The organism is Microbacterium sp. 67-17 (genome assembly GCF_001898325.1).
Classification (GTDB): domain Bacteria; phylum Actinomycetota; class Actinomycetes; order Actinomycetales; family Microbacteriaceae; genus Microbacterium; species Microbacterium schleiferi.
Window position 1 is genome coordinate 278,444 of sequence record NZ_MKTR01000034.1, and the last position, 24,286, is coordinate 302,729.

The 24,286-nt window shown below is 67.5% G+C and carries 23 protein-coding genes; 19 read left to right on the forward strand and 4 right to left on the reverse strand.

Features of this window, described 5'->3' with window-relative positions; all coding sequences use genetic code 11:
* Positions 1-68: 68 nt before the first annotated feature.
* Entirely contained in the window at positions 69-1,820 is a 1,752-nt protein-coding gene (locus BGO47_RS14495; RefSeq protein WP_292713019.1) for a CocE/NonD family hydrolase, read from the forward strand.
* Positions 1,821-1,910: 90 nt separating this feature from the next.
* A complete protein-coding gene (locus tag BGO47_RS14500) occupies positions 1,911-3,248 on the forward strand; it encodes a M23 family metallopeptidase (protein WP_292713193.1) in 1,338 nt (445 codons plus the stop codon).
* 68 nt (positions 3,249-3,316) lie between these two features.
* Here the strand turns inward: BGO47_RS14500 and ppa are convergent, their stop codons facing one another.
* Positions 3,317-4,135, reverse strand: a complete 819-nt coding sequence (ppa, locus tag BGO47_RS14505) for an inorganic diphosphatase (RefSeq protein ID WP_292713021.1) — start codon at positions 4,133-4,135, stop codon at positions 3,317-3,319.
* On the opposite strand from ppa, the gene tilS reads away from it, so the two are divergent.
* The 12 genes from tilS to lysS all read left to right on the forward strand — a co-directional run bounded on the left by tilS (position 4,041) and on the right by lysS (position 15,390).
* Positions 4,041-5,036, forward strand: coding sequence for a tRNA lysidine(34) synthetase TilS (gene tilS / locus BGO47_RS14510; protein WP_292713022.1), 996 nt, complete (start codon positions 4,041-4,043; stop codon positions 5,034-5,036). The genes ppa and tilS overlap by 95 nt on opposite strands.
* Positions 5,037-5,058: 22 nt before the next feature.
* Positions 5,059-5,610 carry a hypoxanthine phosphoribosyltransferase gene (hpt, locus tag BGO47_RS14515; RefSeq protein WP_292713024.1) on the forward strand — a complete coding sequence of 184 codons (552 nt, stop codon included), beginning with the start codon at positions 5,059-5,061 and terminating at the stop codon, positions 5,608-5,610.
* Positions 5,611-5,946: 336 nt separating this feature from the next.
* Positions 5,947-7,953 carry an ATP-dependent zinc metalloprotease FtsH gene (ftsH, locus tag BGO47_RS14520; RefSeq protein ID WP_292713026.1) on the forward strand — a complete coding sequence of 669 codons (2,007 nt, stop codon included), beginning with the start codon at positions 5,947-5,949 and terminating at the stop codon, positions 7,951-7,953.
* Positions 7,954-7,962: 9 nt separating this feature from the next.
* Positions 7,963-8,547 (forward strand): GTP cyclohydrolase I, encoded by a 585-nt coding sequence (folE, locus tag BGO47_RS14525; protein WP_195692798.1) that lies wholly within the window; start codon positions 7,963-7,965, stop codon positions 8,545-8,547.
* 1 nt (position 8,548) lies between these two features.
* On the forward strand, positions 8,549-9,454 hold the full coding sequence (gene folP, locus BGO47_RS14530) for a dihydropteroate synthase (protein ID WP_292713029.1): 906 nt from the start codon (positions 8,549-8,551) through the stop codon (positions 9,452-9,454).
* On the forward strand, positions 9,438-9,818 hold the full coding sequence (gene folB / locus BGO47_RS14535; protein WP_292713030.1) for a dihydroneopterin aldolase: 381 nt from the start codon (positions 9,438-9,440) through the stop codon (positions 9,816-9,818). The genes folP and folB overlap by 17 nt, the downstream gene beginning before the upstream one ends.
* Positions 9,815-10,348: a 2-amino-4-hydroxy-6-hydroxymethyldihydropteridine diphosphokinase gene (gene folK / locus BGO47_RS14540; protein ID WP_292713032.1), complete on the forward strand. Its 534-nt coding sequence runs from the start codon at positions 9,815-9,817 to the stop codon at positions 10,346-10,348. Before folB ends, folK begins: the two co-directional genes overlap by 4 nt.
* Positions 10,345-10,836, forward strand: a complete 492-nt coding sequence (locus tag BGO47_RS14545) for a DUF3180 domain-containing protein (protein ID WP_292713034.1) — start codon at positions 10,345-10,347, stop codon at positions 10,834-10,836. The genes folK and BGO47_RS14545 overlap by 4 nt, the downstream gene beginning before the upstream one ends.
* 163 nt (positions 10,837-10,999) lie before the next feature.
* A complete protein-coding gene (locus BGO47_RS14550; RefSeq protein ID WP_292713195.1) occupies positions 11,000-11,500 on the forward strand; it encodes a PH domain-containing protein in 501 nt (166 codons plus the stop codon).
* Entirely contained in the window at positions 11,497-13,065 is a 1,569-nt protein-coding gene (locus BGO47_RS14555; protein ID WP_292713036.1) for a PH domain-containing protein, read from the forward strand. The genes BGO47_RS14550 and BGO47_RS14555 overlap by 4 nt, the downstream gene beginning before the upstream one ends.
* The gene (locus BGO47_RS14560) at positions 13,062-13,757 is read left to right on the forward strand and encodes a Rossmann-like and DUF2520 domain-containing protein (RefSeq protein ID WP_331790843.1); all 696 of its coding nucleotides are present in this window, start codon (positions 13,062-13,064) and stop codon (positions 13,755-13,757) included. The genes BGO47_RS14555 and BGO47_RS14560 overlap by 4 nt, the downstream gene beginning before the upstream one ends.
* 73 nt (positions 13,758-13,830) lie before the next feature.
* Positions 13,831-15,390: a lysine--tRNA ligase gene (lysS, locus tag BGO47_RS14565; protein ID WP_292713038.1), complete on the forward strand. Its 1,560-nt coding sequence runs from the start codon at positions 13,831-13,833 to the stop codon at positions 15,388-15,390.
* 43 nt (positions 15,391-15,433) lie between these two features.
* On the opposite strand, the gene BGO47_RS14570 is transcribed toward lysS, so the two are convergent.
* Entirely contained in the window at positions 15,434-16,543 is a 1,110-nt protein-coding gene (locus tag BGO47_RS14570) for a DUF4192 domain-containing protein (protein ID WP_292713040.1), read from the reverse strand.
* A gap of 109 nt (positions 16,544-16,652) precedes the next feature.
* Here BGO47_RS14570 and BGO47_RS14575 point away from each other — a divergent pair, with 109 nt between their 5' ends.
* From BGO47_RS14575 to BGO47_RS14590, 4 genes are all read left to right on the forward strand, one after another.
* Positions 16,653-16,841 carry a hypothetical protein gene (locus BGO47_RS14575; RefSeq protein WP_292713042.1) on the forward strand — a complete coding sequence of 63 codons (189 nt, stop codon included), beginning with the start codon at positions 16,653-16,655 and terminating at the stop codon, positions 16,839-16,841.
* Between the two features lie 54 nt (positions 16,842-16,895).
* Entirely contained in the window at positions 16,896-18,413 is a 1,518-nt protein-coding gene (gene cls, locus BGO47_RS14580; protein ID WP_292713044.1) for a cardiolipin synthase, read from the forward strand.
* A 22-nt stretch (positions 18,414-18,435) separates the two neighbouring features.
* Complete coding sequence (locus tag BGO47_RS14585; RefSeq protein WP_292713046.1) at positions 18,436-19,131, forward strand: hypothetical protein; 696 nt, start codon at positions 18,436-18,438, stop codon at positions 19,129-19,131.
* A gap of 390 nt (positions 19,132-19,521) precedes the next feature.
* On the forward strand, positions 19,522-20,484 hold the full coding sequence (locus BGO47_RS14590; protein WP_292713048.1) for a hypothetical protein: 963 nt from the start codon (positions 19,522-19,524) through the stop codon (positions 20,482-20,484).
* 108 nt (positions 20,485-20,592) lie between these two features.
* On the opposite strand, the gene BGO47_RS14595 is transcribed toward BGO47_RS14590, so the two are convergent.
* Entirely contained in the window at positions 20,593-20,835 is a 243-nt protein-coding gene (locus BGO47_RS14595; RefSeq protein ID WP_292713050.1) for a helix-turn-helix transcriptional regulator, read from the reverse strand.
* Positions 20,832-21,401, reverse strand: a complete 570-nt coding sequence (locus BGO47_RS14600) for a hypothetical protein (RefSeq protein WP_292713052.1) — start codon at positions 21,399-21,401, stop codon at positions 20,832-20,834. The genes BGO47_RS14595 and BGO47_RS14600 overlap by 4 nt, the downstream gene beginning before the upstream one ends.
* Positions 21,402-21,757: 356 nt before the next feature.
* Between BGO47_RS14600 and BGO47_RS14605 the strand changes: the two genes are divergently transcribed.
* On the forward strand, positions 21,758-24,286 hold the full coding sequence (locus BGO47_RS14605) for an ATP-dependent Clp protease ATP-binding subunit (protein ID WP_292713054.1): 2,529 nt from the start codon (positions 21,758-21,760) through the stop codon (positions 24,284-24,286).

Here is a 24,286-nt window from a genome sequence, read left to right on the forward strand (position 1 = left end):
ATGCCGACCTGCAGCCTCCCACGCGGGTCTACCCGCGACGCAGCTGAGCCGGCGGTAGCGTCGGGCTCGTGCCGGTGCCGCCTCCGCAGAGATTCCGCCGCTCGCCGGCGTGGTTTCTCGGTCGCATCGTGCGCCGCATCCGTCTGTTCGCAAAGCCGCGTGTGGATGTCGCGACCGACGAGCCGGACTGGATTGTCGAGCGCGACGTCCCCGTCGCGATGCGCGACGGGACGGTGCTGCGGGTCAACGTCTTCCGCCCGCGCGGCGACGAGCCAGTGCCGGTCATCATGTCGTCGCATCCGTATGGCAAGGATGCGGTTCCGGCGCGCTCGAAGAGTAGACGCGCACTGAACCCGCAGTACCGGATCATGCCCCAGCCTGCCCGGGTCGCGATCTCGGCGTGGACGGGATGGGAGGCACCCGACCCGGCCTTCTGGGTGCCGCGCGGCTACGCCGTCGTGAACGCGGACGCCCGAGGTGGCGGCACCTCAGAGGGAGAGGCTCACCTCTTCGAGCCGCAGGAGGCCGACGACTACGAAGACCTCATCGCCTGGGCCGGAACCCGGGCGTGGTCCACCGGCAAGGTCGGACTCGACGGGGTCTCGTACCTTGCCCTCTCGCAGTACGCGGTAGCGGCCCGAGCGCCCGAGCACCTTGCGGCGATCTGTCCGTGGGAGGGATTCAGCGACCTCTACCGCGACTTCGTCTGGCCCGGCGGCATCCCTGAGAACGGATTCTCGGTGCTGTGGTCGACCCTGACCTCGCGCGCTGCCCGGGTTGCGCCACCCTCGCTGCGCCGGGAGTTCGCGCGGCACACCACGCGCGACCAGTGGTACCGCGACCGCACGCCCGACATCGATCGCATCGGTGTCCCGACGCTCATCTGCGGCAGCTTCTCGGACCACAACCTCCACACCCGGGGCTCCTTTGAGGTCTTCCGTCGCGCCGGCCGGGCGCTTCCGGAGCGTCCCCGCCGCTGGCTATTCACCCACCGCGGCGGCAAATGGGCCACGTACTACAGCGCGGATGCCGCCAGCATCCGTACCCGCTTCTTCGATCACACCCTTCGGGGACTCGAGAACGGCTGGGATGCGCTTCCGCCAGTGCGCCTGGCCGTCTACGAAAGCGGGCCCACACCGGTCGCCGTCACCGCGGAGTCCGCGTGGCCACCGGCGGACCTGAGGATGCGCCGGCTGTTCCTCGACGGGATGGACGGTTCACTCCACGACGATCCATCTCCCGCGACCGTGCAGACCGGCTTCGCGATGAACGGTCCGGGACTCGAGTGGACGTGGCGCATCCCTGAAGGCCTGGACGTCATTGGACCGATGTCGCTGCGGCTGCACGTATCGGCACGGGCTGCCGACGACCTCACGCTGTTCGTCGGCGTCCGCAAGGTCGCGGACGGCGCCGTCGTACCGTTCGAGGGGTCGTACGGATTCGACCGGGCGTGGATGTCGTACGGATGGCAACGTGTGGGTTACCGCGACCTCGATCCAGACCTCGCAACCGACCTGCGCCCCGTCCACACCTTCGAGCATCGAACACCCCTCCGTCCCGGCGAAGTCATCCCGGTGGACATCGAGGTGCGCGAGCACGCAACCCGGTTCCGGGCGGGTGAGCAGCTGAGACTCGTCATCCGCGGTCGATGGGTCCACAGCCGAAACCCCATCACGGGGAGCTTCCCCGCCGGGTACGTGCGCCGTCGGGGCGGGACCGCGATCATCCACACCGGTCCGGAGCATCCGTCGTCGCTGCTGCTGGGGCACCGGCCACCAGCCGGATCGCCCGGCGAGCCCTGGCTGGAGAACGCTTCGTGACCGGATGCTGCTCCCCGACTTCCCTCGCGAAACCTGTTGTTTGTGTGACTGATGTTGTTAGTGTGAAGACGTTCTGTGTGACAGGAGGAACTGGTGGAGCTCGAATCGAGCGCTGAGGAGTGCGGCTGCGCGCCCACACCCCGAGAGCGTCGTGCGCTCTCGCGCCGCTCCGCACTGGGCATCGGAATCGCCGGCGGACTTCTCCTGTTCGGTGGCGCATCGGCGTTCAGCCTCGCTCCCGCCTTCGCTGAGTCGTACCCGAGCTGGGATGACGTGCAGAACGCGAAGGCGAACGAAGCGGCGAAGTCCCGCGAGGTCACGCGCATTGAGGGACTGATCCGCGACTTGACCGCCGAGGTCGAGCGCACACAGGCCGAAGCGCAGCGACTCTCGGATGAGTTCTACGTCGCGCAGCAGGCCTACTTCGACGCCGCCAAGCGTGCCGATGACCTGCAGGCGCAGGCTGACGAGCAAGCCGCGGCAGCCGATGAGGCTGCGCAGAAGGCCGGTCGCGTCGCCGCGCAGCTCTACCGCGACGGTGGCGATGACACCGCTATGCAGTTGTTCTTCTCGGGATCCGCGGTCGGGGCAGACGAACTGCTCGCGCGCCTGGGGACGATGGACAAGCTGCTCGAGCGCAACCAGACCGTGTATGACGATGCCGTCAGGGCACGGGATGCCGCCCAAAGCTACAGCGACCAGGCAGTCCAGGCCCGAAACGAGCGTGACCGGCTACAGCAAGAGGCCGAGCAGAAGATGATCGCAGCCCAAGAGGCTGCTGCGGCAGCGCAGGTGGCCCTCGACAATCAGACGACCCACCTCGGCAACCTGCAAGCCCAGCTTGCTGCGCTGAAGGACGAAACGGCCAAGACCGTCGCCGGCTACCAGGCCGGCGTGGAAGCAGAACGCAAGGCTCGCGAGGAGCGGGAGCGCAAGGCACGGGAAGAGGCTGAGCGCATCGCACGCGAACAGGCCGCGAACGGCGGTGGCAACGGTGGTGCTGTCACGGGCGGAGGATGGGCGCGTCCGTCATCCGGGTACGTGTCTTCGGGTTACGGCGCCCGCTCGAGCGTGTGCAACGCGAACTACTGCTCTTCGAGCTTCCACTACGGCTACGACTTCGCTCCCGGCTGCGGCGCTGCGATCTACGCGGCGGGCGCTGGCCGAGTCGTCTACGTCGGACGAAACGGCGGATACGGGAACTACATCAAGATCGACCACGGCGGCGGCATCGGCACCGGCTACGCGCACATCGTCGACGGTGGGTTCTGGGTGAGCTACGGCCAGCAGGTATCCGCCGGGCAGGCCATCGCGGCGACCGGAAACACCGGCAACTCCTTCGGCTGCCACCTTCACTTCGAGACGTACGTCAACGGAGCAGCGGTCAACCCGTCCGGGTTCATGGCAGCCCGCGGCGTCTACTTCTAGGCCGCCGCGGCCCCGAGAAACACGAAGCCGCGGCATCCGTGACGGACACCGCGGCTCGCGTGATGGGTTCAGAGCGTGTTGGGCGCTTCGCCCTCACCCTGCGTGCGGGTCTCGCCCTCGTGCTCATCGAAGCGCTCGGCGGCTTCGATGATCAGGCGCTCGGCCTCGGCGGCATCCGCCCAGTCGTCGACCTTGACCCACTTGCCCGGCTCGAGGTCTTTGTAGTGCTCGAAGAAGTGCGCGATCTCCTTCTTCGTGTACTCGGGGATGTCGGCGACATCCTGGATGTGGTCCCACCGCGGGTCCTTCGCGAGGACCGCCACGACCTTGTCGTCGCCGCCTGCCTCGTCGCTCATCTTCAGCACGCCGACGGGGCGAACCTTGGCCAGGATGCCGGGGTAGAGGTCGCGGTCGAGCAGGATCAGAACGTCGAGCGGGTCGCCGTCCTCGCCCAGCGTGTTCTCGAAGAAGCCGTAGTTCGCGGGGTAGCCGAAGACGGTGTAGAGGATGCGGTCGAGGAAGACGCGTCCGGTGCCGTGGTCGACCTCGTACTTCACGCGGCTGCCACGCGGGATCTCGATGACGGCGTCGTACGCGCCCATGCTCTGTGCTCCTTTGTCGATGACGGATGCCGCCGACCAGCCTAGTGCGCCGGGTTGACCCGCCCGAGCCCTCGCACTTGTCGCTAACTCCGCAAGATCGGCGCTGATTCGCGCCTGACCCGCCCGCCGAGCCTGCCCGGTGGCCGGATATGAGGAGTTAACGACGGCGTGCGGCCGGTAGCGTGGCGGCGTGGATGTTCGACCGGGCCTCGATCCGGCCGTCGCGGAGGTGCGGCGGGCGGTGCGGCGCGCCCTCGAGGCCCTTCCCGAGGACTCGACGGTCATCGTGGCCTTGTCGGGTGGGCCGGATTCCCTGGCTCTCGCGGCTGCAACGGCCTTCGAGGCACCCAAGCGCGGGATTACCGGAGTCGCCGTCACCGTCGACCACGGACTACAGAAAGGGTCGGCCGACGTCGCAGCGGCCGCCGCCCGCGCGGCCGAGGGCTTCGGACTCGTCGCCCGCGTCACCCGGGTCGACGTGCGGGAGGGCGGCGGACCTGAAGCAGCGGCGCGGGACGCGCGCTACGAGGCGCTCGACGCCGTCGCGCGCGAGGTGGGCGCCGAAGCCATCCTCGTCGGCCATACCCTCGACGATCAGGCCGAGACGGTGCTGCTGGGGCTTGCCCGCGGGTCGGGGGCGTCGAGCCTGCAGGGCATGGCCCCGGTCACCGAGCGGGGCGACGGATGCCGCATCCTGCGCCCCTTGCTCGAGGTGCGCCGCGAAACGACGCGGGCCGCGTGCGCCGCCGAAGGCCTGGACCCGTGGCTCGATCCCCACAACGCCGACCCGCGGTACACCCGGGTCCGGGTTCGCGAAACGGTGCTGCCGACACTCGAGCGCGAGCTCGGCCCGGGGGTTGCGGAGGCGCTTGCGCGCACCGCGGCGCAACTGCGCGAGGACGCTGAAGCGTTCGCCGAGATGATCAATGAGATCATCGAGGACGTCGTCGAGCACGCCGAGGCCGGCATCTCGCTCTCGGTTGGGGCGCTGGCCGCAAACCCGGCGGCGCTGCGGCACCGGCTCATCCGCCACGTCGTCGTCGCCGAATTCGGGCAGAGCCTCACGCGCTCGCAGACCCTCGACGTCGCGCGACTCGTGACCGACTGGCGCGGGCAGGGGCCGATCGATCTGCCCGGATGCCGCGCCGCCCGGATCAACGGCCGGATCGAGTTCACGGCGCGCTAGCGGTCCGCCTATGCTCGGAGGCATGCGTGCCGAGGAGGTCCAGTCCGACATCACCCGAGTGCTCGTGACGGAGGAGCAGATCCGCGCGAAGCTCGACGAGGTCGCGGCGCAGGTGACAGCTGATTACGAGGGCAAAGAACTCCTGCTCGTGGGGGTACTCAAGGGCGCGGTCATGGTCATGGCCGACTTCGCTCGCGCGCTGCCGACGCACGTGACGATGGACTGGATGGCAGTTTCCTCCTACGGCACCGGTACGCGCTCGAGCGGTGTGGTCCAGATCCGCAAAGACCTCGACACCGACCTCCACGGCAAGCACGTGCTGATCGTCGAAGACATCATCGACTCCGGCCTCACCCTCAGCTGGCTTCTGACCAACTTCGCCTCGCGGGGCGCGGCATCCGTCGAGGTCTTCGCCCTGTTCCGCAAGCCGGATGCCGCCAAGGTCGAGGTGGACTGCCGGTACATCGGTTTCGACATCCCGAACGAGTTCGTCGTCGGCTACGGACTCGACTACGCCGAGAAGTACCGGAACCTGCGCGACGTCGCCGTGCTTGCTCCCCACGTCTATAGCTGAGCGCCTGCGATCGCGCCCGCTCCAGCGTGCCAGGCGTTCGGTCGCGCCGTCTTGCGGGTGTGCGCTTCAGCGGGTCACGTCTTGGCGCGACTGAGTGATGTCGTCCAGCGGGCACACTGATTCGGTCGCGTCATGCTGCGGGTGCGCGCTCCCGGAGGCCGCAGGAAGGCGCGACCGGATGAGGGTGACAGTGCCGATACGCACGGCTTTCGGGGTACGCCGTGGGCGAATGCTCAGACGTGGCATAGCAAGCCCGCGATAGCCTGTCTGCACCGTTTCCGCGTTCCCGCGCGGATCGGCGCCTGATCGACGGAGGGACCGGGTTCGCCCCGAACCATGGATTTCAAGAAGCTCACACGCAACCCGCTGATGTATGTCGCGCTCATCGCGGTGTTCCTCATCATCGGATTCACGCTCATGTCGAGCCTGGGCGGTGCCAAGCAGATCACGACCCAGCAGGGTCTCGACCTGCTCGCCGGGAATACGGTCACCGAGGTCGTCAACACCGACGGCGATCAGCGGGTCGACATGACGCTGTCGACGGCGTTTGAGGGTGCCACTGACGTCCAGTTCTATTACGTGACAGCGCGGGCCGAAGAGGTCGTGAACGCGATCGATGCGGCAAACCCCGCCGACGGCTACAACGACGTCGTGCCTCGCGCTACCTGGTTCGACGGATTCCTTTCCCTGTTCCTCCCGATCCTGCTGCTGGGTGTGCTGTTCTGGTTCCTGCTCTCCTCCGCGCAGGGCGGCGGCAGCAAGGTCATGCAGTTCGGTCGCTCCCGCGCCAAGCTCGTCACCAAAGAAAGCCCGACCGTCACATTCGACGATGTCGCCGGCTCGGATGAAGCGATCGAGGAACTGCAGGAGATCAAGGACTTCCTGAAGGAGCCTGCGAAGTTCCAGGCGGTCGGTGCCCGCATTCCGAAGGGCGTGCTGCTGTATGGCCCTCCCGGCACTGGAAAGACGCTGCTCGCTCGCGCGGTCGCAGGCGAGGCCGGCGTTCCGTTCTACTCGATCTCGGGCTCGGACTTCGTCGAGATGTTCGTCGGCGTCGGCGCGAGCCGCGTGCGCGACCTGTTCAACCAGGCCAAGGAGAGCGCGCCAGCGATCATCTTCATCGACGAGATCGACGCTGTCGGTCGTCACCGCGGCGCCGGTATGGGCGGTGGCCACGACGAGCGCGAGCAGACGCTGAACCAGATGCTCGTCGAGATGGACGGGTTCGACCCCAAGGCCAACGTCATCGTCATCGCGGCCACGAACCGCCCCGACATCCTCGACCCGGCGCTGCTGCGCCCCGGCCGTTTCGACCGCCAGATCGGTGTGGACGCCCCCGACCTGCAGGGACGCAAGCGCATCCTCGAGGTGCACGGGCGTGGCAAGCCGCTCGCCGACGGCGTCGACCTCGAGGTCGTCGCTCGCAAGACCCCCGGCTTCACGGGTGCCGACCTCGCGAACGTCCTCAACGAGGCCGCCCTGCTGACGGCACGCTCGAACGCGCAGCTGATCGACAACCGCGCCCTCGATGAGGCGATCGACCGTGTGCTCGCGGGTCCGCAGCGCCGAACGCGCATCATGAAGGACAAGGAGAAGCTCATCACGGCCTACCACGAGGGCGGTCACGCCCTGGCTGCGGCGGCGATGAACTACACCGACCCGGTCACCAAGATCACGATCCTGCCGCGCGGCCGCGCTCTCGGCTACACGATGGTCATGCCGCTGGATGACAAGTACTCGGTGACCCGCAACGAGCTGCAGGATCAGCTCGCGTACTCGATGGGCGGCCGCGTGGCCGAAGAGATCGTTTTCCACGACCCCACCACGGGTGCCTCCAACGACATCGAGAAGGCGACAGGCATCGCCCGCAAGATGGTCACCGAGTACGGCATGACCACCGATGTCGGGCCGGTCAAGCTCGGGCAAGGCTCGGGTGAGGTGTTCATGGGTCGCGATATGGGTCACGGTCGTGACTACAGCGAGCGCATCGCCGAGCGAGTGGATGCCGAGGTGCGGGCCCTCATCGAGCAAGCCCACAACGAGGCCTACCAGGTCATCAACGACAACCGCGACATCCTCGACAAGCTCGCTCTCGAGCTCCTCGAGAAGGAGACGCTCGACCACCTCGAGATCGAAGAGATCTTCAAGGATGTCAAGAAGCTGCCCGAGCGCCCGCAGTGGCTCTCGAGCGAGCAGCGTCCGGTGTCGGTGTTGCCTCCGGTCGAGGTTCCGCGTCGCCCCGCGCCGGCAGGTGTCGCCGCCTCGACCGAGGCCGACACGGGCTCTGCCGAGAAGGCGCCGCGTCGCCGGCCGACCGGGCAGGCGCGTCCCGCAACCGCGTAGGCTCGCCTGGTGGCCGTTGATCGTGAACGCGTCGCCGCACTGGTGCGCGAACTGCTCGAGGCGATCGGGGAAGACCCTGATCGCCCCGGTTTGAAGCTGACCCCCGAGCGGGTCGCGGATGCCTACTCCGAGTTCTTCGGAGGCATCGGCGAGGATCCGGCTGCCCCGCTTGCCCACACGATTTCGATCTCGCGGGGACCGGCCCCCGAGACGCTGCCCTCGGGGGCGGTGATGCTGCGCGACATCCTGTTCCGCTCCGTGTGCGAACACCACCTGCTGCCGTTCCGCGGCCACGCCCACATCGCGTACCTGCCGGGCGAAAAGGTGGTGGGTCTTGGCGCACTGCCGAAGGTCGTAGACGTGCTCGCTGCTCGGCCGCAGGTGCAGGAGCGCCTTGCCGAGCAGATCGCCGACACCATCTCGGAAGCGCTCGATGCTCGCGGTGTGCTCGTCGTGTTGGATGCCACCCACGAGTGCGTCACGATGCGCGGGGGCCGCCAGACCGACGCATCCACCGTCACGATCGCGGCTCGCGGGGCTTACGAGGAGCCAGTTGCTCGCGCCGAACTGATCGCGCTCATCGGGGCGAGCTGACATGTCGACGCTGGTCATGGGGGTCGTAAACGTCACGACCGATTCGTTCAGCGATGGCGGCCGCTACCTCGACACGGGAGCCGCGATCTCGCACGGCCTCGCGCTCTGGGCTGCCGGTGCCGACATCCTCGACGTCGGCGGTGAGTCGACCCGCCCCGGTGCCGAGCGGGTCGACCCCTCGATCGAACGCGACAGGGTCGTGCCCGTCATCCGTGCCCTCGCCCAGCGCGGTGCCTGGATCAGCATCGACACGATGAACGCGTCGACGGCGCTTGCCGCTGTCGACTCGGGCGCGCGGATCGTCAACGACGTGTCAGGGGGACTCGCGGATGCCGCGATGCTGCCCGCCGTCGCCGAGACTGACGCCGAGATCATCCTCGGCCACTGGCGTGGGCCCTCCCGGGAGATGTATGCGCCGGCGCAGTACGCCGACGTCGCCGCCGAGGTGGCAGCCGAGCTTGCCGAGCGCGTTGCGGCAGCCCGGGCGGCAGGCATCGCCGCGGATCGGATCATCGTCGACCCGGGCATCGGCTTCGGCAAGCGTCCCGAGCAGAACTGGGAAGTCCTGCGGGCGCTTCCCGACCTCGTCGCGGCCGGCCAGCGCGTGCTGCTGGGCACGAGTCGCAAGCGGTTTCTGGCTGAGGCATTGGCCGAGGCATCCATCGACGCCGAGCGTCGGTTCGCGCAGCGTACCGGAGCCGCAGCAGCGCGGGCCGGTGACGAGGACTCGTCAACCGACACGGTAGGCACCGTCACCGAAGCGCGCCGCGATGGCGCGACGGCTGTCACGAGTGCCCTCGCTGCACGCGCCGGCATCTGGGGAGTGCGGGTCCACGACGTCGCGGCTACGCGCGACGCCCTGCGGATCGCGGAGCTGTGGGGAGGTTCGGATGTCGCAGCTCGATGAGATCCGGCTTGAGGGGCTTCGCGTCTTCGGCAACCACGGTGTCTTCGACCATGAACGCGAGAACGGTCAGGACTTCGTCATCGACCTCGCCCTGACCGTGCGCGCCGAGCGCGCCGCCCAGACAGATGACGTTGCCGACACCGTCCACTACGGCGAGGTCGCCGACGCTGTCGCGGACATTGTCGCCGGTGACCCGGTCAACCTCATCGAGACGCTCGCTGAGCGGATCGCCGCTCGTGTGCTCGCGTTCCCCGGTGTTCTCGCGGCGCGGGTCACGGTGCACAAGCCGCAGGCTCCCATCCAGCAGCAGTTCACGGATGTCTCGGTGACGATCACGCGCAACCGTGCGGAGGGCGGAGCGTGAGCCGCCGCCTGGCCGAAGGCTTCGACGGGGCCGCCCACCCGGATGCCGCTCCCGCCGTAGACGCGGTCATCGCGCTCGGGGCGAACCTCGGCGATCGGCGCGAGACACTCGCGGCGGCTGCCACGGCGCTTGAGCACCTGCCGCTGGTGTCGGCGGTGCGGATGTCGGAGCCGATGGAGTCGGTCGCGGTCACCCTCGCCGGCCCCGATCCGGACGCACCCGGCTATCTCAACGCCGTCGCCATCGTCACGACGCGCCTGGCCCCGACGGTGCTGCTGAGCTACCTTCACGCCATCGAGGACCAGCACGGACGCGTGCGTCGTGAACGGTGGGGCGATCGCACGCTGGATCTGGATCTCATCGCCTACGGCGACGTGGTCTGCGACACCCCGACGCTGACGCTCCCCCACCCTCGCGCGGCTGAGCGCGACTTCGTGCTCGCGCCGTGGCTGAGCATTGACCCGGATGCCTCCGTTGTCGGCGCCGGGCGGGTTGCCGACCTCCTCAAGCGCCTCGGGGATGCCCCGTGAGGCGCACCGGCCCCGGCATCCTGATCGCGACCGCCGCCGTCGCGCTGGCCGGCGGGTTCCTCGTGAACCAACTGCTCACCGCGACAGGACACGCGACCTTCACGCCACTGATCACGCTTCCGGTTCTGCTCATCGCGCTGGGGGCCATCGTGGTCGTTCTTGCGATCCCGGTGTGGCGCGCATCCCGCGGACACACGCGCGCGCCGATCAACCCGTTCCGGGCCTTGCGCATCGCGATGCTCGCGAAGGCTTCCAGTCTGCTCGGCGCGGCATCCGTGGGCTTCTCCGGTGGATTGGTGGTTTTCCTCCTGACCCGACCCGTCGTCCCGCCGTTAGGCTCGATGGCGACCCAGTTGGCAACGCTCGTCGCCGGGCTTCTGCTGGTGGCGGCTGGGCTCGTGGCCGAGCACCTGTGCACGATCCGGAAGGATGACGATGACGAACAGCCCGGAGGCGTCGACCCCGGATTCGGAGCCCACAGCCACTGAGCCCGCAGCTACTGAGCCCACGGTCGCTGAGCCCCCAGCTACTGAACCCTCGGCCCCGGGAGGCACACCCGCGGATCCCACGGTCGCTGAGCCCCCAGCTACTGAACCGACTGCGGCGGAGGGCGCCGAGACTTCCGCGCTCGATGAGGGCACGTTCTCGCGGATCCTGGAGCCGCGCTCTGCTGGCCGACTTCCGATCGGCGACGGCACCTGGCACCAGCTCGCCCGGCAGTACGTCTGGGTTCAGCTCATCTCATCAGGCATCCTGTTCCTTCTTGTGCTCGGGGCCGCGCTCGCGATCTGGTTGATCGTCGGGGTCGGGTGGGTCTGGATTCCCGCGGGGATCGTGCTGGTGATCCTTGCGATCACGCTTGCTGTCACGCCGCGTCAGGCCCGGGCCTACGGCTATCAGCTGCGCGAGGACGACCTGGTCTTTCGCAAGGGGATCCTCTGGCAACGGGTTGTCGCGGTGCCCTACGGGCGGATGCAGCTCGTCGACATCACCCACGGTCCGCTGGACCGCGGATTCGGAATCGCGCAGCTCAAGCTCGTGACCGCCGCAGCGACCACCGGGGTCGCCATTCCCGGCATCCGGCAAGACGCCGCCGAGCAGCTGCGTGACACCCTCATCGCGGTAGCCGAAACCCGCCGGACCGGCCTGTGACCGACGCCACCCCCGCCTCGCCTCCCACCCCGCCGCCCGCCGCCGAGGTGCGCTCGCCGCTCAGTGACGGCGAATGGCATCGGATGCATCCCCTGACGCCGCTGTTTCGCGGTGGGCTGGTGTTGGTGATCGTCGCCGGCGTCATCATCGCGAACCTGCGTGATCGGCTCATCGCGATCTTCCTACCGTGGCTCGCTCCCGGTTTCGAGGGAGAGTCGATCCCCGGCGACCCCGTCGACTATGTCGTCTCGCACAACCTGATTCTGGTCGCGACCCTGGTCGTGCTGGCTGTCGTGATCGTCCTTGTGGGCCTGTTCTACCTCGGCTGGCGCTTCCACAGTTTCCGCATCACGGATGACGACGTCGAGGTGCGCTCGGGTGTCGTCTTTCGGTCGCACCGCCGCGCACCGCTTGACCGGGTGCAGGGCGTGAACCTCACCCGCCCGACCGTTGCGCGACTGTTCGGTCTGGCCAAGCTCGAGGTCGTTGGCGCGGGCCTGGATGCGAACGTCAAGCTCGAGTACCTCTCGACGGCGAACGCGGAGGCGATTCGCGGCGACATCCTGCGGCTGGCCTCGGGGCGCCAGCTGGGCGAGCGGGGCGAGGCGCAGCGGCGCGCCACGGCATCCGAGACCGTGTCGGCGGGGATCACCGGCCTGATCGCGGGGGCCGAGGCGCCGATTGCTGAGCCGGAGTCGGTGGTGTCGATCCCGGTCGGGCGCCTGGTCGCGTCGCAGACCCTGTCAGGAACGACGATCTTTCTGGTCGCGGCGATCGCTGCGATCGTGACGGGGGCGGTCACAACGACCGGGTGGGTGCTGTTCGCCGTCGTTCCAGCGGTCCTCGGGTTCGGTGCCTACTGGATCCGCTCGATCACGCGCTCGCTCCGCTACTCGATCGCCCCGACCCCGAGCGGCGTTCGAATCACCTACGGTCTGCTCACGACGATCACCGAGATCATCCCGCCGGGTCGCATCCATGCTGTCGAGGTCACGCAACCGCTGATGTGGCGCCCGTTCGGCTGGTGGGCGATTCGTATCAACCGACTGTCGGGTCGCAGCATGAGCGACGGCGCCAACGACCAGTTCGGCACCGTGCTGCCGGTGGGCAACCGTGCTGATGTCGAGCGGGTGCTGCGACTCATTCTGCCGACGATCGACCAGGACGACTGGCCCATGATCGTCGACAACGGCGCCCTCGGTCCCGTGGCCGACGACCCGTACACGACCACGCCGAGGCGAGCGCGGCTGCTTCGACCGCTCTCGTGGCGGCGCAACGGATACTGGCTCGGAACTGACGCGCTGTTCCTGCGTCGGGGCCGGATCTGGCGCACTCTCGCCGTCGTGCCGCTGGCACGGATGCAGAGCCTCGAGGTGAGTCAAGGTCCGCTCGATCGCGCGCTTCGGGTTGCGAACATCCGTGCGCACACGGTCATCGGTCGCGTGTCGAGCAGCCTCGGCATCCTCGACCGCGACGACGCGTTGCGCCTGTTCGATGACGGCGAGCGTGCCGCCATCGGCGCCGTCGCAACCGACCGCTCGCACCGCTGGGCGGGGGAGGAGTGAGCGACAGGCTGCGCGTCGGGATCGTCGGCGCGGGCAGGGTTGGGCCCGTGATCGGTGCAGCACTGGCCGGAGCGGGCCACGCCATCGTCTCGATCACCAGCGGATCCGACGACGACCGCGTCGCCGCGATCCTTCCGGGCGTCCCCCTCCGGGACCCACAGGATGTCGTGCGGGAGAGCCAGCTCGTCGTGATCGCCGTTCCACACGATCAGCTCGAGGGACTCGTGACCGGACTCGCCGAACTCGACGCGTGGCAGCCGGGTCAACTCGTCATGCACACCGATCCGGCGTTCGGTACCGACGTCCTCGCTCCGGCGCTGGCGCGCGGCGTGATTCCCCTGGCGATTCATCCGGCTATCGCGTTCACCGGCACGTCGATCGACCTGCGTACCCTTGTCGGTGCGTATGCGGCTGTCACTGCGCCAGCGCCCGTCCTGCCGATCGCGCAGGCGCTCGCGGTCGAACTGGGATGCGAGCCCGTGATCATCGCCGAGAGCGACCGAGCCGCCTACGCCGAGGGTGTCACGACCGCCACCGACTTCTCGCGCTCGATCATCCGTCAGGCCACCGACCTGCTGCGTTCGGCCGGCGTTGCCGAGCCGGGGCGCTATCTCGCGGCGCTCATGCATACGACCGTCGACCACGCGCTCGTCGAGGCTGGAACCGACGACATCCGCCCACCCGTGGACTGAGCCGGAGCGACTGCCAGCGGAGCCTCGCCGGCCCGCCGATAGACTGGGCGACGATTTTCAAGGAGCCCCCCTCATGACCGACACGCCTGCCGCCGTGCCCGCGGACGCCGCCCCCGAAGCATCCGACGAGGACGTCTTCGAGCAGAAGGCGGTGCGGCTGGCAAAGCGCGAGCGGCTGCTGGCCGAGCGCACGGATGCCGCGGGCGGCGCCTATCCGGTGAGTGTGCCGGTGACCGCAACCGTGGCTGAGGTTCGCGAACGCTTCGCCCATCTTGAGGCAGGTGACGAGACGGGCGAGACCGTGTCGGTTGCGGGTCGGGTCGTCTTCAGCCGTAACACCGGGAAGCTGTGCTTTGCCGCGCTCCAGGCGGGCGACGGCAGCCGCATCCAGGCGATGGTTTCGCTTGCCGCCGTGGGTGAGGAATCGCTGCAGCGGTGGAAGGAACTTGTCGACCTCGGCGACCACGTCGCCGTGACGGGTGAGGTGATCTCGAGCCGCCGGGGGGAGCTGTCGATCATGGTGGCCGAGTGGACGATCGCCGCGAAGGCCCTGCTGCCTTTGCCGAACCTCTATGCGGAACTGAGCGAAGAGAGTCGCGTCCGCAGCCGCTACCTCGACCTCATCGCCCGCGATCAGGCGCGTCAGACCGTGCTTGCCCGCGCCGGTGTCAACCGCAGCCTGCGCGACACGTTCGCCGCTCACGGTTTCGTGGAAGTCGAGACCCCGATGCTGCAGGTGCAGCATGGGGGGGCGTCGGCTCGCCCCTTCATCACCCACTCGAACGCGTTCGATACCGAGCTGTACCTGCGGATCGCGCCCGAGCTGTTCCTCAAGCGCGCGGTCGTCGGCGGTATAGACCGGGTGTTCGAGATCAACCGCAACTTCCGCAACGAGGGCGCGGACTCGACCCACAGCCCCGAGTTCGCGATGCTCGAGGCTTACCAGGCCTACAGCGACTACAACGGGATCGCCGACCTCACGCAGGAGCTCATCCAGAACGCCGCGATCGCCGTGACCGGCTCGACCGAGGTGACCTGGGCCGACGGCACCGTCTACGACCTCGGCGGCGAGTGGGAGCGGATGTCGATGTACGACTCCCTCAACGACGCGCTCGCTGCGAAGTGGGGCGGGCCGGATGCCGCGCCGCGCGTCGACGCCGCAACACCGCTTGCCGACCTGACGGCCATCGCCGAGCGCTTCGGCGTCGAGGTTCCCGCGCACCCGATTCCCGGAAAGCTCGTCGAGGAGCTTTGGGAGCACTTCGTCAAGCCGACACTCGTGCGCCCCACGTTCGTCATGGACTTCCCCCTCGACACGAGCCCGCTCGTGCGCGAGCACCGATCGATCCCCGGTGTCGTGGAGAAGTGGGACCTCTACGTTCGTGGCTTCGAGTTGGCGACCGGATACTCCGAACTCGTCGATCCCGTCATCCAGCGCCAGCGATTCGAAGAGCAGGCAAAGCTTGCCGCACGCGGTGACGACGAGGCGATGCGGATCGATGAGGAATTCCTTCGCGCGCTCGAGCACGGGATGCCGCCCACCGGTGGCATGGGGATGGGGATCGACCGACTGCTGATGGCGATCACGGGTCTCGGCATCCGTGAAACCATTCTCTTTCCCCTCGTGAAATAGACGGCGCGTGAAATAGGCCGGCTTGTGAAGTAAGCCGGCGCGCTCACCGCCCCGGTTCATCCAGCCGGAACGCCCAGTCGGGCAGGTGGCCGGCTCCCACGAACGAGCGCACGATCTCAGCGAGTCCGTGCTCTGGTTCGATCGCTGTCGCCTGCTGGGCGAAGAGGTCGGCGTGCGTCGACCTGCCGAGTGCCCACGAGAACCACGCGGCAACCGCAAGCGGGCCTGGGCGCTGCGATGCGGGAACGGCGCTGGCGACGTGGCGCGCGAGCAGCAGGGCGCGGCCCAGTCGCTCAGGTGACGGCCTCGCGCCCTCGCCCCACAGCCGCATCGCGATCTCGCTCGGGTACTCGTCCCCGTCTTCCCAGCGAGCCTGCGCGTGCGCCGCCTCGTCTCCGGCATCGATCCCGTCGATCCAGCAGATGAGGGCGATATCACGCAAGGACGGTCTCCCCAGGGCCCACGCCGCAGCGGCGATCTCAAACGGTTCCAGGGTTGCGGCATCCGTGCTCAGCAGTCGTTCCACGAACGCCGGAAGGTCATCGAGCAGGCATGCCGCCGCGAAGGCGCGGGGATCGATCCGCGCAGCATCGGCCGGTGGATGGGCCGCGTCGGAGAGCACCAATGCCCGGATTGCCGCATCGAGCGCCGTGCACGCACCCTCGACCGCGTCGGATCGTGCGGCATCGAGCGGGACCAGGTCGGCGCCGGCGAACTGATTCGCTTCTGGCGCCGCGACATCCCCGAGGCCCGGGGGCAGATCACCCGCCGACGGAACCGAGCCCGCGTCCGATGTCGCATACGAACCCCACCGCCGGTCGGCAACCCAGAGTGCCTCGACGATCACCACTCCGCACGCCTCGGCTCGACGCTCGATTCCCGCGACAAGGGCGCGAGCCGGGGCATCCGTCTCGCCGTAGACGACGATCGCGCAGCCGTCGGCCTCGGGCACCCGGCACACGAGCCCCATCATGGTCGCCGCGATCTCATCGGCGCGGTCGTCGTCGGGTGGGAGGTCCAGGCGCAGGGCGCCGCGGCTGCGTCCGCGCCGGAACGGCACCAGAACGACGCTGCGCTGCGGAACGAACCCGAGGAGGCGAGGAACGACAGTGAGGAACTCGGCAGGAGAGGTCGCATGGATGATCGGAGTCATGGGAACGAGCATGCGATCCGAGCCGAGCCGCCCCGTAGGTTGGCGCCGCGGACGGGGATAGGTGAGGCTCGAGGTCACCTGGGGAGAGGGGGCCGCGTATCCTGGAAGCGTGGACAACTTCTGGGTGGCGGCGCTGTGGGCGATCCTGCCGACGATCGTTGTAAGCGCCCTGTTCTTCTGGATCCTTCGGAGCATCATCCGCGCCGACCGCAACGAGCGCCGCGAGTACGCGCGCATCGAAGCCGAGGAACGCGCGGCGCGCGGGCTTCCTCCGGCGCCCGCGGCAACCGAGCAGTAACCCAAGTTCCCACTACGCTGGCGTGAGAAACGTCACAGCGGAGGGAGCTGACGCATGGTGCTTGCACGGCTTGTGCCGTTGACGTCCGGCGGTGACGTCGATGTGACCGTCGACCTCCCCGACATCGCGTTCTGGTGGCTTCTCGCGCTCTTCCTGTTCGATCTCAGCATCCGTATTGCGGCGATCATCATCATCCCGCGCAACCGCCGCCCCACCTCGGCGATGGCGTGGTTGCTCGCCATCTACTTCATCCCGATCGTCGGTGTACTCCTGTTCCTGCTGATCGGCAACCCGCGACTGCCGCGCAAGAAACGCCAGCAGCAGGAGCAGATCAACACCGCACTGCGCGAGAACGGCGAGAGCATCTCTGTCGGAACGCTCCGGCCCGGCGCGCCGGCCTGGTTCACGGGGCTCGTCGATCTGAACACCAACCTGGGCGCGATGCCGCTCACCGGTGACAACCAGGCCACCCTCATCTCGGAGTATCAGGCAAGCCTGGATGCCATGGCCGAGGCCATTCGAGGCGCCCAGAGCTACGTGCACGTCGAGTTCTACATCCTGCAAACCGACGCATCGACCGACAATTTCTTCGCGGCACTCGAAGAGGTCGCGGCCCGCGGCGTCACCGTCCGGGTGCTCCTGGACCACTGGGCCAACCGCGGCAAGCCGTTCTACAAGAAGACGCTGCGCCGACTCGATCGGATGGGGGCGGCGTGGAAGCTCATGCTCCCCGTGCAGCCACTGAAGGGCAAGTGGCAGCGCCCCGACCTGCGCAACCACCGCAAGCTCCTCGTCGTCGACGGCAACGTCGCGTTCGTGGGGTCGCAGAACGTGACCGACTCGACCTACAACCTGAAGAAGAACATCAAGCGAGGCCTGCACTGGGTCGACCTCATGGCGCGCGTCGAAGGACCGGTCGTCTCCTCGATCGACGTGGTGTTCCTCTCGGACTGGTACAGCGAGACCGGCGAAATCCTCACCGACCAGGTTGATCTGTCATCCGCCCCCGACTCGGGAGGCAATCTCGACTGCCAGATCGTTCCATCCGGTCCGGGGTTCGAGTACCAGAACAACCTCAAGCTGTTCATGGGACTCCTGTTCGCGGCGCGCGAGAAGATCATCGTCGTCAGCCCCTACTTCGTGCCCGAAGAGTCGCTGCTTCTCTCGCTCGTCACCGCCTGCCAGCGCGGCATCCACGTCGAGCTGTTTGTCTCTGAAGAGGGCGATCAGGCGATGGTCTACCACGCCCAGCGCAGCTACTACGAGGCCCTCCTTCGTGCCGGCGTCAAGATCTGGATGTACAAGAAGCCCTTCATCCTGCATTCGAAGAGCCTCACGATCGACGACGATGTTGCCGTCATCGGCTCGAGCAACATGGACATGCGTTCCTTCGGCCTCAACATGGAGATCTCGATGATGGTGCGCGGCGAGGAGTTCGTCGCCGACATGCGTCGCGTTGAGGCCGAGTACCGGTCGCTCAGCCGCGAGCTCACGCTCGAGGAGTGGATGAAGCAACCACTCAGGTCCACGGTGTTGGATAATCTCGCCCGACTCACCTCTGCGCTCCAGTAGCAGCGCCGCATCAAGGAGCCTCATGAAACGCCGTGTCCTTGCATCCCTCGTCCTCGGCGCGGTAGCCGCGCTCAGCCTCACCGGCTGCCTCAGCAGTTCTGATGCACCCGCGGGCCAGGAGACCGACGTGAACGCCGCCTGGCTTGACGACGGTCGAATCATCGCGCTCGTGACCACCGGATCAAGCAGTTGCGTGCCGGTTGCCGACAGCGCCGAGATCAACCAGGACGGCGCACTCGCTGTCGAGCTCTCGTTGCCGGATGCCGACCAGCCCTGCACCGCGGACCTTGCGCCGCGCGCGACGCTCGTGCCGGTACCCGAGGGCGTCGACCCGTTTCAGGACCTCGTGATCTGGGCGACCGGCGAGGGCTACTACGGCGATGTGACGCTTCCTGGAGTCTCGGGCCTCGCCGGCCCGGGTGGATCGACCGACTACGAGCCGACCGCGGGTTGGACTCAGCAGCAGGGCCAGTTCGTCATCCTCACCTGGGGGTCGTCGAGCTGCGTGCCGGTCGTCGAGACGAGCGAGGTCACCGCGGATGCCGAGGTGACAGTCACGTTCCAGGAGCCGCCGGCTAACCAGGCGTGCACGATGGACATGGCGCCGCGCACGAACTTCGGTTTCGCCGACGGGCTGTCGGGCGTCGCGGACGTGCAGCTCGTGCTGAGCGGCGACTCGTTCGACCAGACGATCCCGATCTACGGCACCAGCGACTGACCCATCGCGCCGCGCTCCGCGCGCATTCATTTGCCGCAACACGCCGCGCCCCGATCCGGTGCCGCGCAGTTTGCGGCAAACGAACCGTTGCTCGCTGGCTGAGGCATCCGTTCACTTGCCGCAACACGCCTTACCGAGCTGCGCATCCCGCAGGTTGGGGCAACCGAACTGATGCTGCCCGCCCCAGCATCCGGTGGACCTCGCCGCGCGTCGGTCCGTCTTCGCTTGCCGCAACACGCCGTGCCCCGATCCCGGACCCCGCGGTTTGAAGCATGTGAGGCCCGACGTGCCGTCGATCCGCTCCTCCCGGCAGGGCGGTTCGGCGCGAGTTGTCCCCGGATTCGCCCGTGGTGCGCCGTCCCTGGGAGTGGCGCTGGTGATGCTGAACGGATGCCGCACCCCGCGCCCCTTCCCGATGGACTCGTGCCTCCGTTCTCTGTGGCGGCCGCTCGCCGTCTCGGTGTGCCGGAGGCGCGGCTGCGGCGAAAGGACCTCTCCCGCCCGTTCCATGGTGTGCGCTCGGTCGACGGCGACGCGGCGGATGACGGCGAAGCGTCGATCGTTCGCCGGGCGATTGAGTACTCGCAACGGATGCGGGAGGAGGAGTTCTTCAGTCATGTGACTGCCGCCATCTTGTGGGGGCTGCCACTGCCGCCCCAGCGGATGCTCACGAGAAATCGTGGCGATGCGGCGATGCCGCGTCCGCTGGACGTTGGGGTCACTCTGCCGGCGCGCGCGGGCCGCGCCCGCGGCATCCGGGGCCGGTCGGTCTCGCCGCACCTCGCGGAGGTGTGCACCCACCCCGCAACCGGCCTGCGCGTATCGACGCCCGCAACGGTGTGGGCAGAACTCGCCGCTGAACTCGTGCTCGAGGACCTCATTGCTGTCGGCGACGCCGCAGTGCGCGAGCCGATGTGGGACATGGATGCCGCAGCCCTGGCATCCCTCGCAGATCTCGACCGGGCTCTGCACGCCGGTCGCCGACTCGGTATCGAGCGATTGCGTGCTGCGCGTCCCCTGGTTCGGGCTCGCTCAAGGTCGCGCCCGGAGACTCATTTGCGTCTGGCCGTTCTCCACGCAGGATTGCCCGAGCCCGAATGCAACTGGCCGGTCTTGGACGGGGATCGACTGCTCGCACTTCTCGATCTCGCCTATCCCGCAAAGGGTGTGTGTTTCGAGTACGAGGGAGAGCATCACCTGCGGGATGCAGAGCAGTGGGCGCGGGACATTCGGCGCCACGAGATGCTCGTCGAACGTGGTTGGCGGATCGTGAGGGTCACGAAGGACGATCTCTATCTCCACCGCGGGGAGCTGTTCACCCGCATCCGTCTCGCTCTTGCGGCCCGGTACTGACACCGTTCACTTGCCGCAACACGCCGTGAGCGACGGTGCCCGGGCACGGCATGGGGCAAGCGAACGATTGCCGGCACAGAGTGCGGCGACGAGCGGGCGGGCGGATGCCTAGCGCACGTCCGCGCGGACGAGGAGGTCCCCGACCTCGCAATCCAGGGCGCGGCAGATCGCTGAGAGGGTGGAGTAACGGATGGCGCGAGCGCGATCGTTCTTGAGGATCGACAGGTTCACCACCGAAACGCCGACCAGTTCTGACAGTCTCGTCAGCGTCATCCCGCGTTCGGCGAGCAACTCATCGAGGCGACAGTGGATGCCGCTGGGGCCGTCATCCTCGACCTCGGCGGGGCTCACACGAGCCCTTCGGTGTCGCGCTGCATGCGATCGCCGACCATGAATACTGTCGTGCCAAGTGCGCCGAGGAAGGCGATGCCGAAGAGCTGGGCGAGATTCGCCGACAAGACGACGTTGTCAAAGTCGCCCCCGGAGATTGCTGCAAACGCTCCGTTCGCGCCCATGTTGCCGAAGAAGGGTGCCAGTGCCACGCCGGCAAAGCCTGCTGTCGCAGCCGTGCCGATGAGGGTCGTATTGCGGCGGCCGAACACTCTGCCGCGCAGAATGCTCCACATCACCAGCAGGAGACTCGTCACGACCGTTGCTACAGCGGCAACCACCACCGCCTGTTCCAGGACCAACGCCACCACGGATGCCAACGGGAGTTGATCGGCGAGAAGGTAGGCGGAATCGAGCTCGACTGTGACGGTGTCGCCATCCGGTCCGATGGGCGCCTGAGCCGCCGTCCCGGCGAACTCCGCGAACACCCGAGTGGCCGAGTCGGTGAACAGCTCGACGATGTTCGACACTGCACTTATCGCGCTGGTCACGACCAAGAGCGCCCCGGTGACGAAGAACACTGACATTGCGATCGTGTCCCCACGAGAGAGAACTCGGTAAGGGCTGGCTGTGGATGCCATTCAAACCTCCGCGCATATCGATAAACGTTGTTATTGGAAAACGATATGCTGCAGACGGCGAGTTGGTCAACAGCCAGGTTGGTGCACACGTTCGGGATTCGGTTGCCCCGATTCGCGCTCGGCGGGCTGGGGTCGCGGCGTGTGGCGGCAAACGAACGAACGGATCCCGGCGCGAGCGCGCGCCAACCCTCGTATGCCCCTGGCGAACACGGGCATAGCCTTCGCGCCCGATCGTTACTCTCGATGTACGACGCCAGCAGTGGGTCAGCATCCAGCGACTCACCGGCCGAAGGAGTAAGCGGATGTTCGAGAGATTCACCGACCGTGCCCGTCGCGTGGTTGTGCTCGCCCAAGAAGAGGCGAAGATGCTCAACCACAACTACATCGGCACCGAGCACATCCTCCTGGGTCTGATCCACGAGGGTGAGGGCGTTGCTGCCAAGGCGCTCGAGTCGCTCGGCATTTCGCTCGATGCCGTTCGCGAGCAGGTACAAGACATCATCGGCCAGGGCCAGCAGCAGCCGACGGGTCACATCCCGTTCACGCCCCGCGCCAAGAAGGTTCTCGAGCTGTCCCTGCGCGAGGCACTGCAGCTCGGCCACAACTACATCGGCACCGAGCACATCCTGCTCGGCCTCATCCGCGAGGGTGAGGGCGTTGCCGCTCAGGTGCTCGTCAAGCTCGGCGCCGACCTCAACAAGGTGCGCCAGCAGGTCATCCAGCTACTCTCGGGCTACCAGGGCAAGGAGCCCGCGGGTGTTGCATCCGGTGCCGGCGAGCAGGCCCAGGGAACCACGCAGGGTGGCTCGCAGGTGCTCGACCAGTTCGGACGCAACTTGACGCAGGCCGCGCGCGATAACAAGCTCGACCCCGTCATCGGTCGCGAGAAGGAGATCGAGCGGGTCATGCAGATCCTCTCGCGTCGCTCCAAGAACAACCCCGTGCTGATCGGTGAGCCCGGCGTCGGCAAGACCGCCGTCGTCGAGGGCCTCGCGCAGGCGATCGTGAAGGGCGACGTCCCTGAGACGCTGAAGGACAAGCAGCTCTACTCGCTCGACCTCGGCTCGCTCATCGCCGGATCCCGCTACCGCGGTGACTTCGAAGAGCGCCTCAAGAAGGTCACGAAGGAGATCCGCACCCGCGGCGACATCATCGTGTTCATCGACGAGATCCACACGCTCGTCGGTGCCGGTGCTGCCGAGGGTGCGATCGACGCGGCATCCATTCTGAAGCCGCTCCTCGCCCGCGGTGAGCTGCAGACGATCGGTGCCACGACGCTGGATGAGTACCGCAAGCACTTCGAGAAGGATGCCGCGCTCGAGCGTCGCTTCCAGCCGATCCAGGTTGCAGAGCCGTCGCTGCCCCACGCGATCAACATCCTGAAGGGGCTGCGCGACCGGTACGAGGCGCACCACAAGGTGCAGATCACGGATGGCGCGATCGTCGCCGCCGCGAACCTCGCCGACCGCTACATCAGCGACCGCTTCCTGCCTGACAAGGCCATCGACCTGATCGATGAGGCTGGCGCGCGCCTGCGCCTGAGCATCCTGTCGAGCCCGCCGGAGCTTCGCGAGTTCGACGAGAAGATCGCGAAGGTGCGGGAGCAGAAGGAAGCGGCATCCGAGGACCAGGACTTCGAGAAGGCAGCGTCCTTGCGTGACGAGGAGAAGAGCCTGCTCGCCGAGCGTCTGCGCCTCGAGAAGCAGTGGCGTTCGGGTGAGGTCTCTTCGCCCGCCGTCGTCGACGAGGGTCTGATCGCCGAGGTGCTCGCGCAGGCCACCGGCATCCCGGTCTTCAAGCTCACCGAGGAGGAGTCCAGCCGCCTCGTCTTCATGGAGAAGGCGCTGCACCAGCGCGTCATCGGTCAGGAAGAGGCGATCGCGGCTCTGTCGAAGACGATCCGTCGTCAGCGCGCGGGGCTGAAGGACCCGAAGCGCCCCTCGGGCTCGTTCATCTTCGCCGGCCCGACCGGCGTCGGAAAGACCGAGCTTGCCAAGGCGCTCGCCGAGTTCTTGTTCGACGACGAGGGCGCGCTGATCTCGCTCGACATGAGCGAGTTCGGTGAGAAGCACACCGTCTCTCGGCTGTTCGGTGCCCCTCCTGGCTTTGTCGGCTTCGAAGAGGGCGGCCAGCTCACCGAGAAGGTGCGTCGCAAGCCGTTCTCGGTCGTGCTGTTCGACGAGATCGAGAAGGCCCACCCCGACATCTTCAACTCGCTCCTGCAGATCCTCGAAGAGGGTCGGTTGACCGACGGTCAGGGACGCGTCGTCGACTTCAAGAACACCGTCATCATCATGACCACGAACCTCGGTTCGCAGGCGATCGCCGGCGGCCCGGTCGGGTTCCAGGTCGAGGGTGACACCGCGACGTCGTACGAGCGGATGAAGGGCAAGGTGAACGAGGAGCTCAAGCGCCACTTCAAGCCCGAGTTCTTGAATCGCGTTGACGACATCATCGTGTTCCCCCAGCTCGACAAGGACGAACTGCGCCAGATCGTGGACCTGTTCACGAAGCGCCTCGGCGAGCGCCTGCTGGATCGCGACATGACCATCGAGCTGTCGCTGGCCGCGAAGGACCGCCTCATCGAGGTCGGGTTCGACCCGGCCCTCGGTGCTCGCCCGCTGCGTCGCGCGATGCAGCACGAGATCGAGGACCAGCTCTCCGAGAAGATCCTGCACGGCGAACTCAACCCCGGCGACCACGTCAAGGTGGATGCCGAGAACGGTCAGTTCCTGTTCGAGCACGGTCCGCGCGGCGAGAAGGTGGCAGTCGGTGTGATCTCCGGTGGCGACATCTCGATCACGCCTGACCTGGCGATCACCTCGGACTGA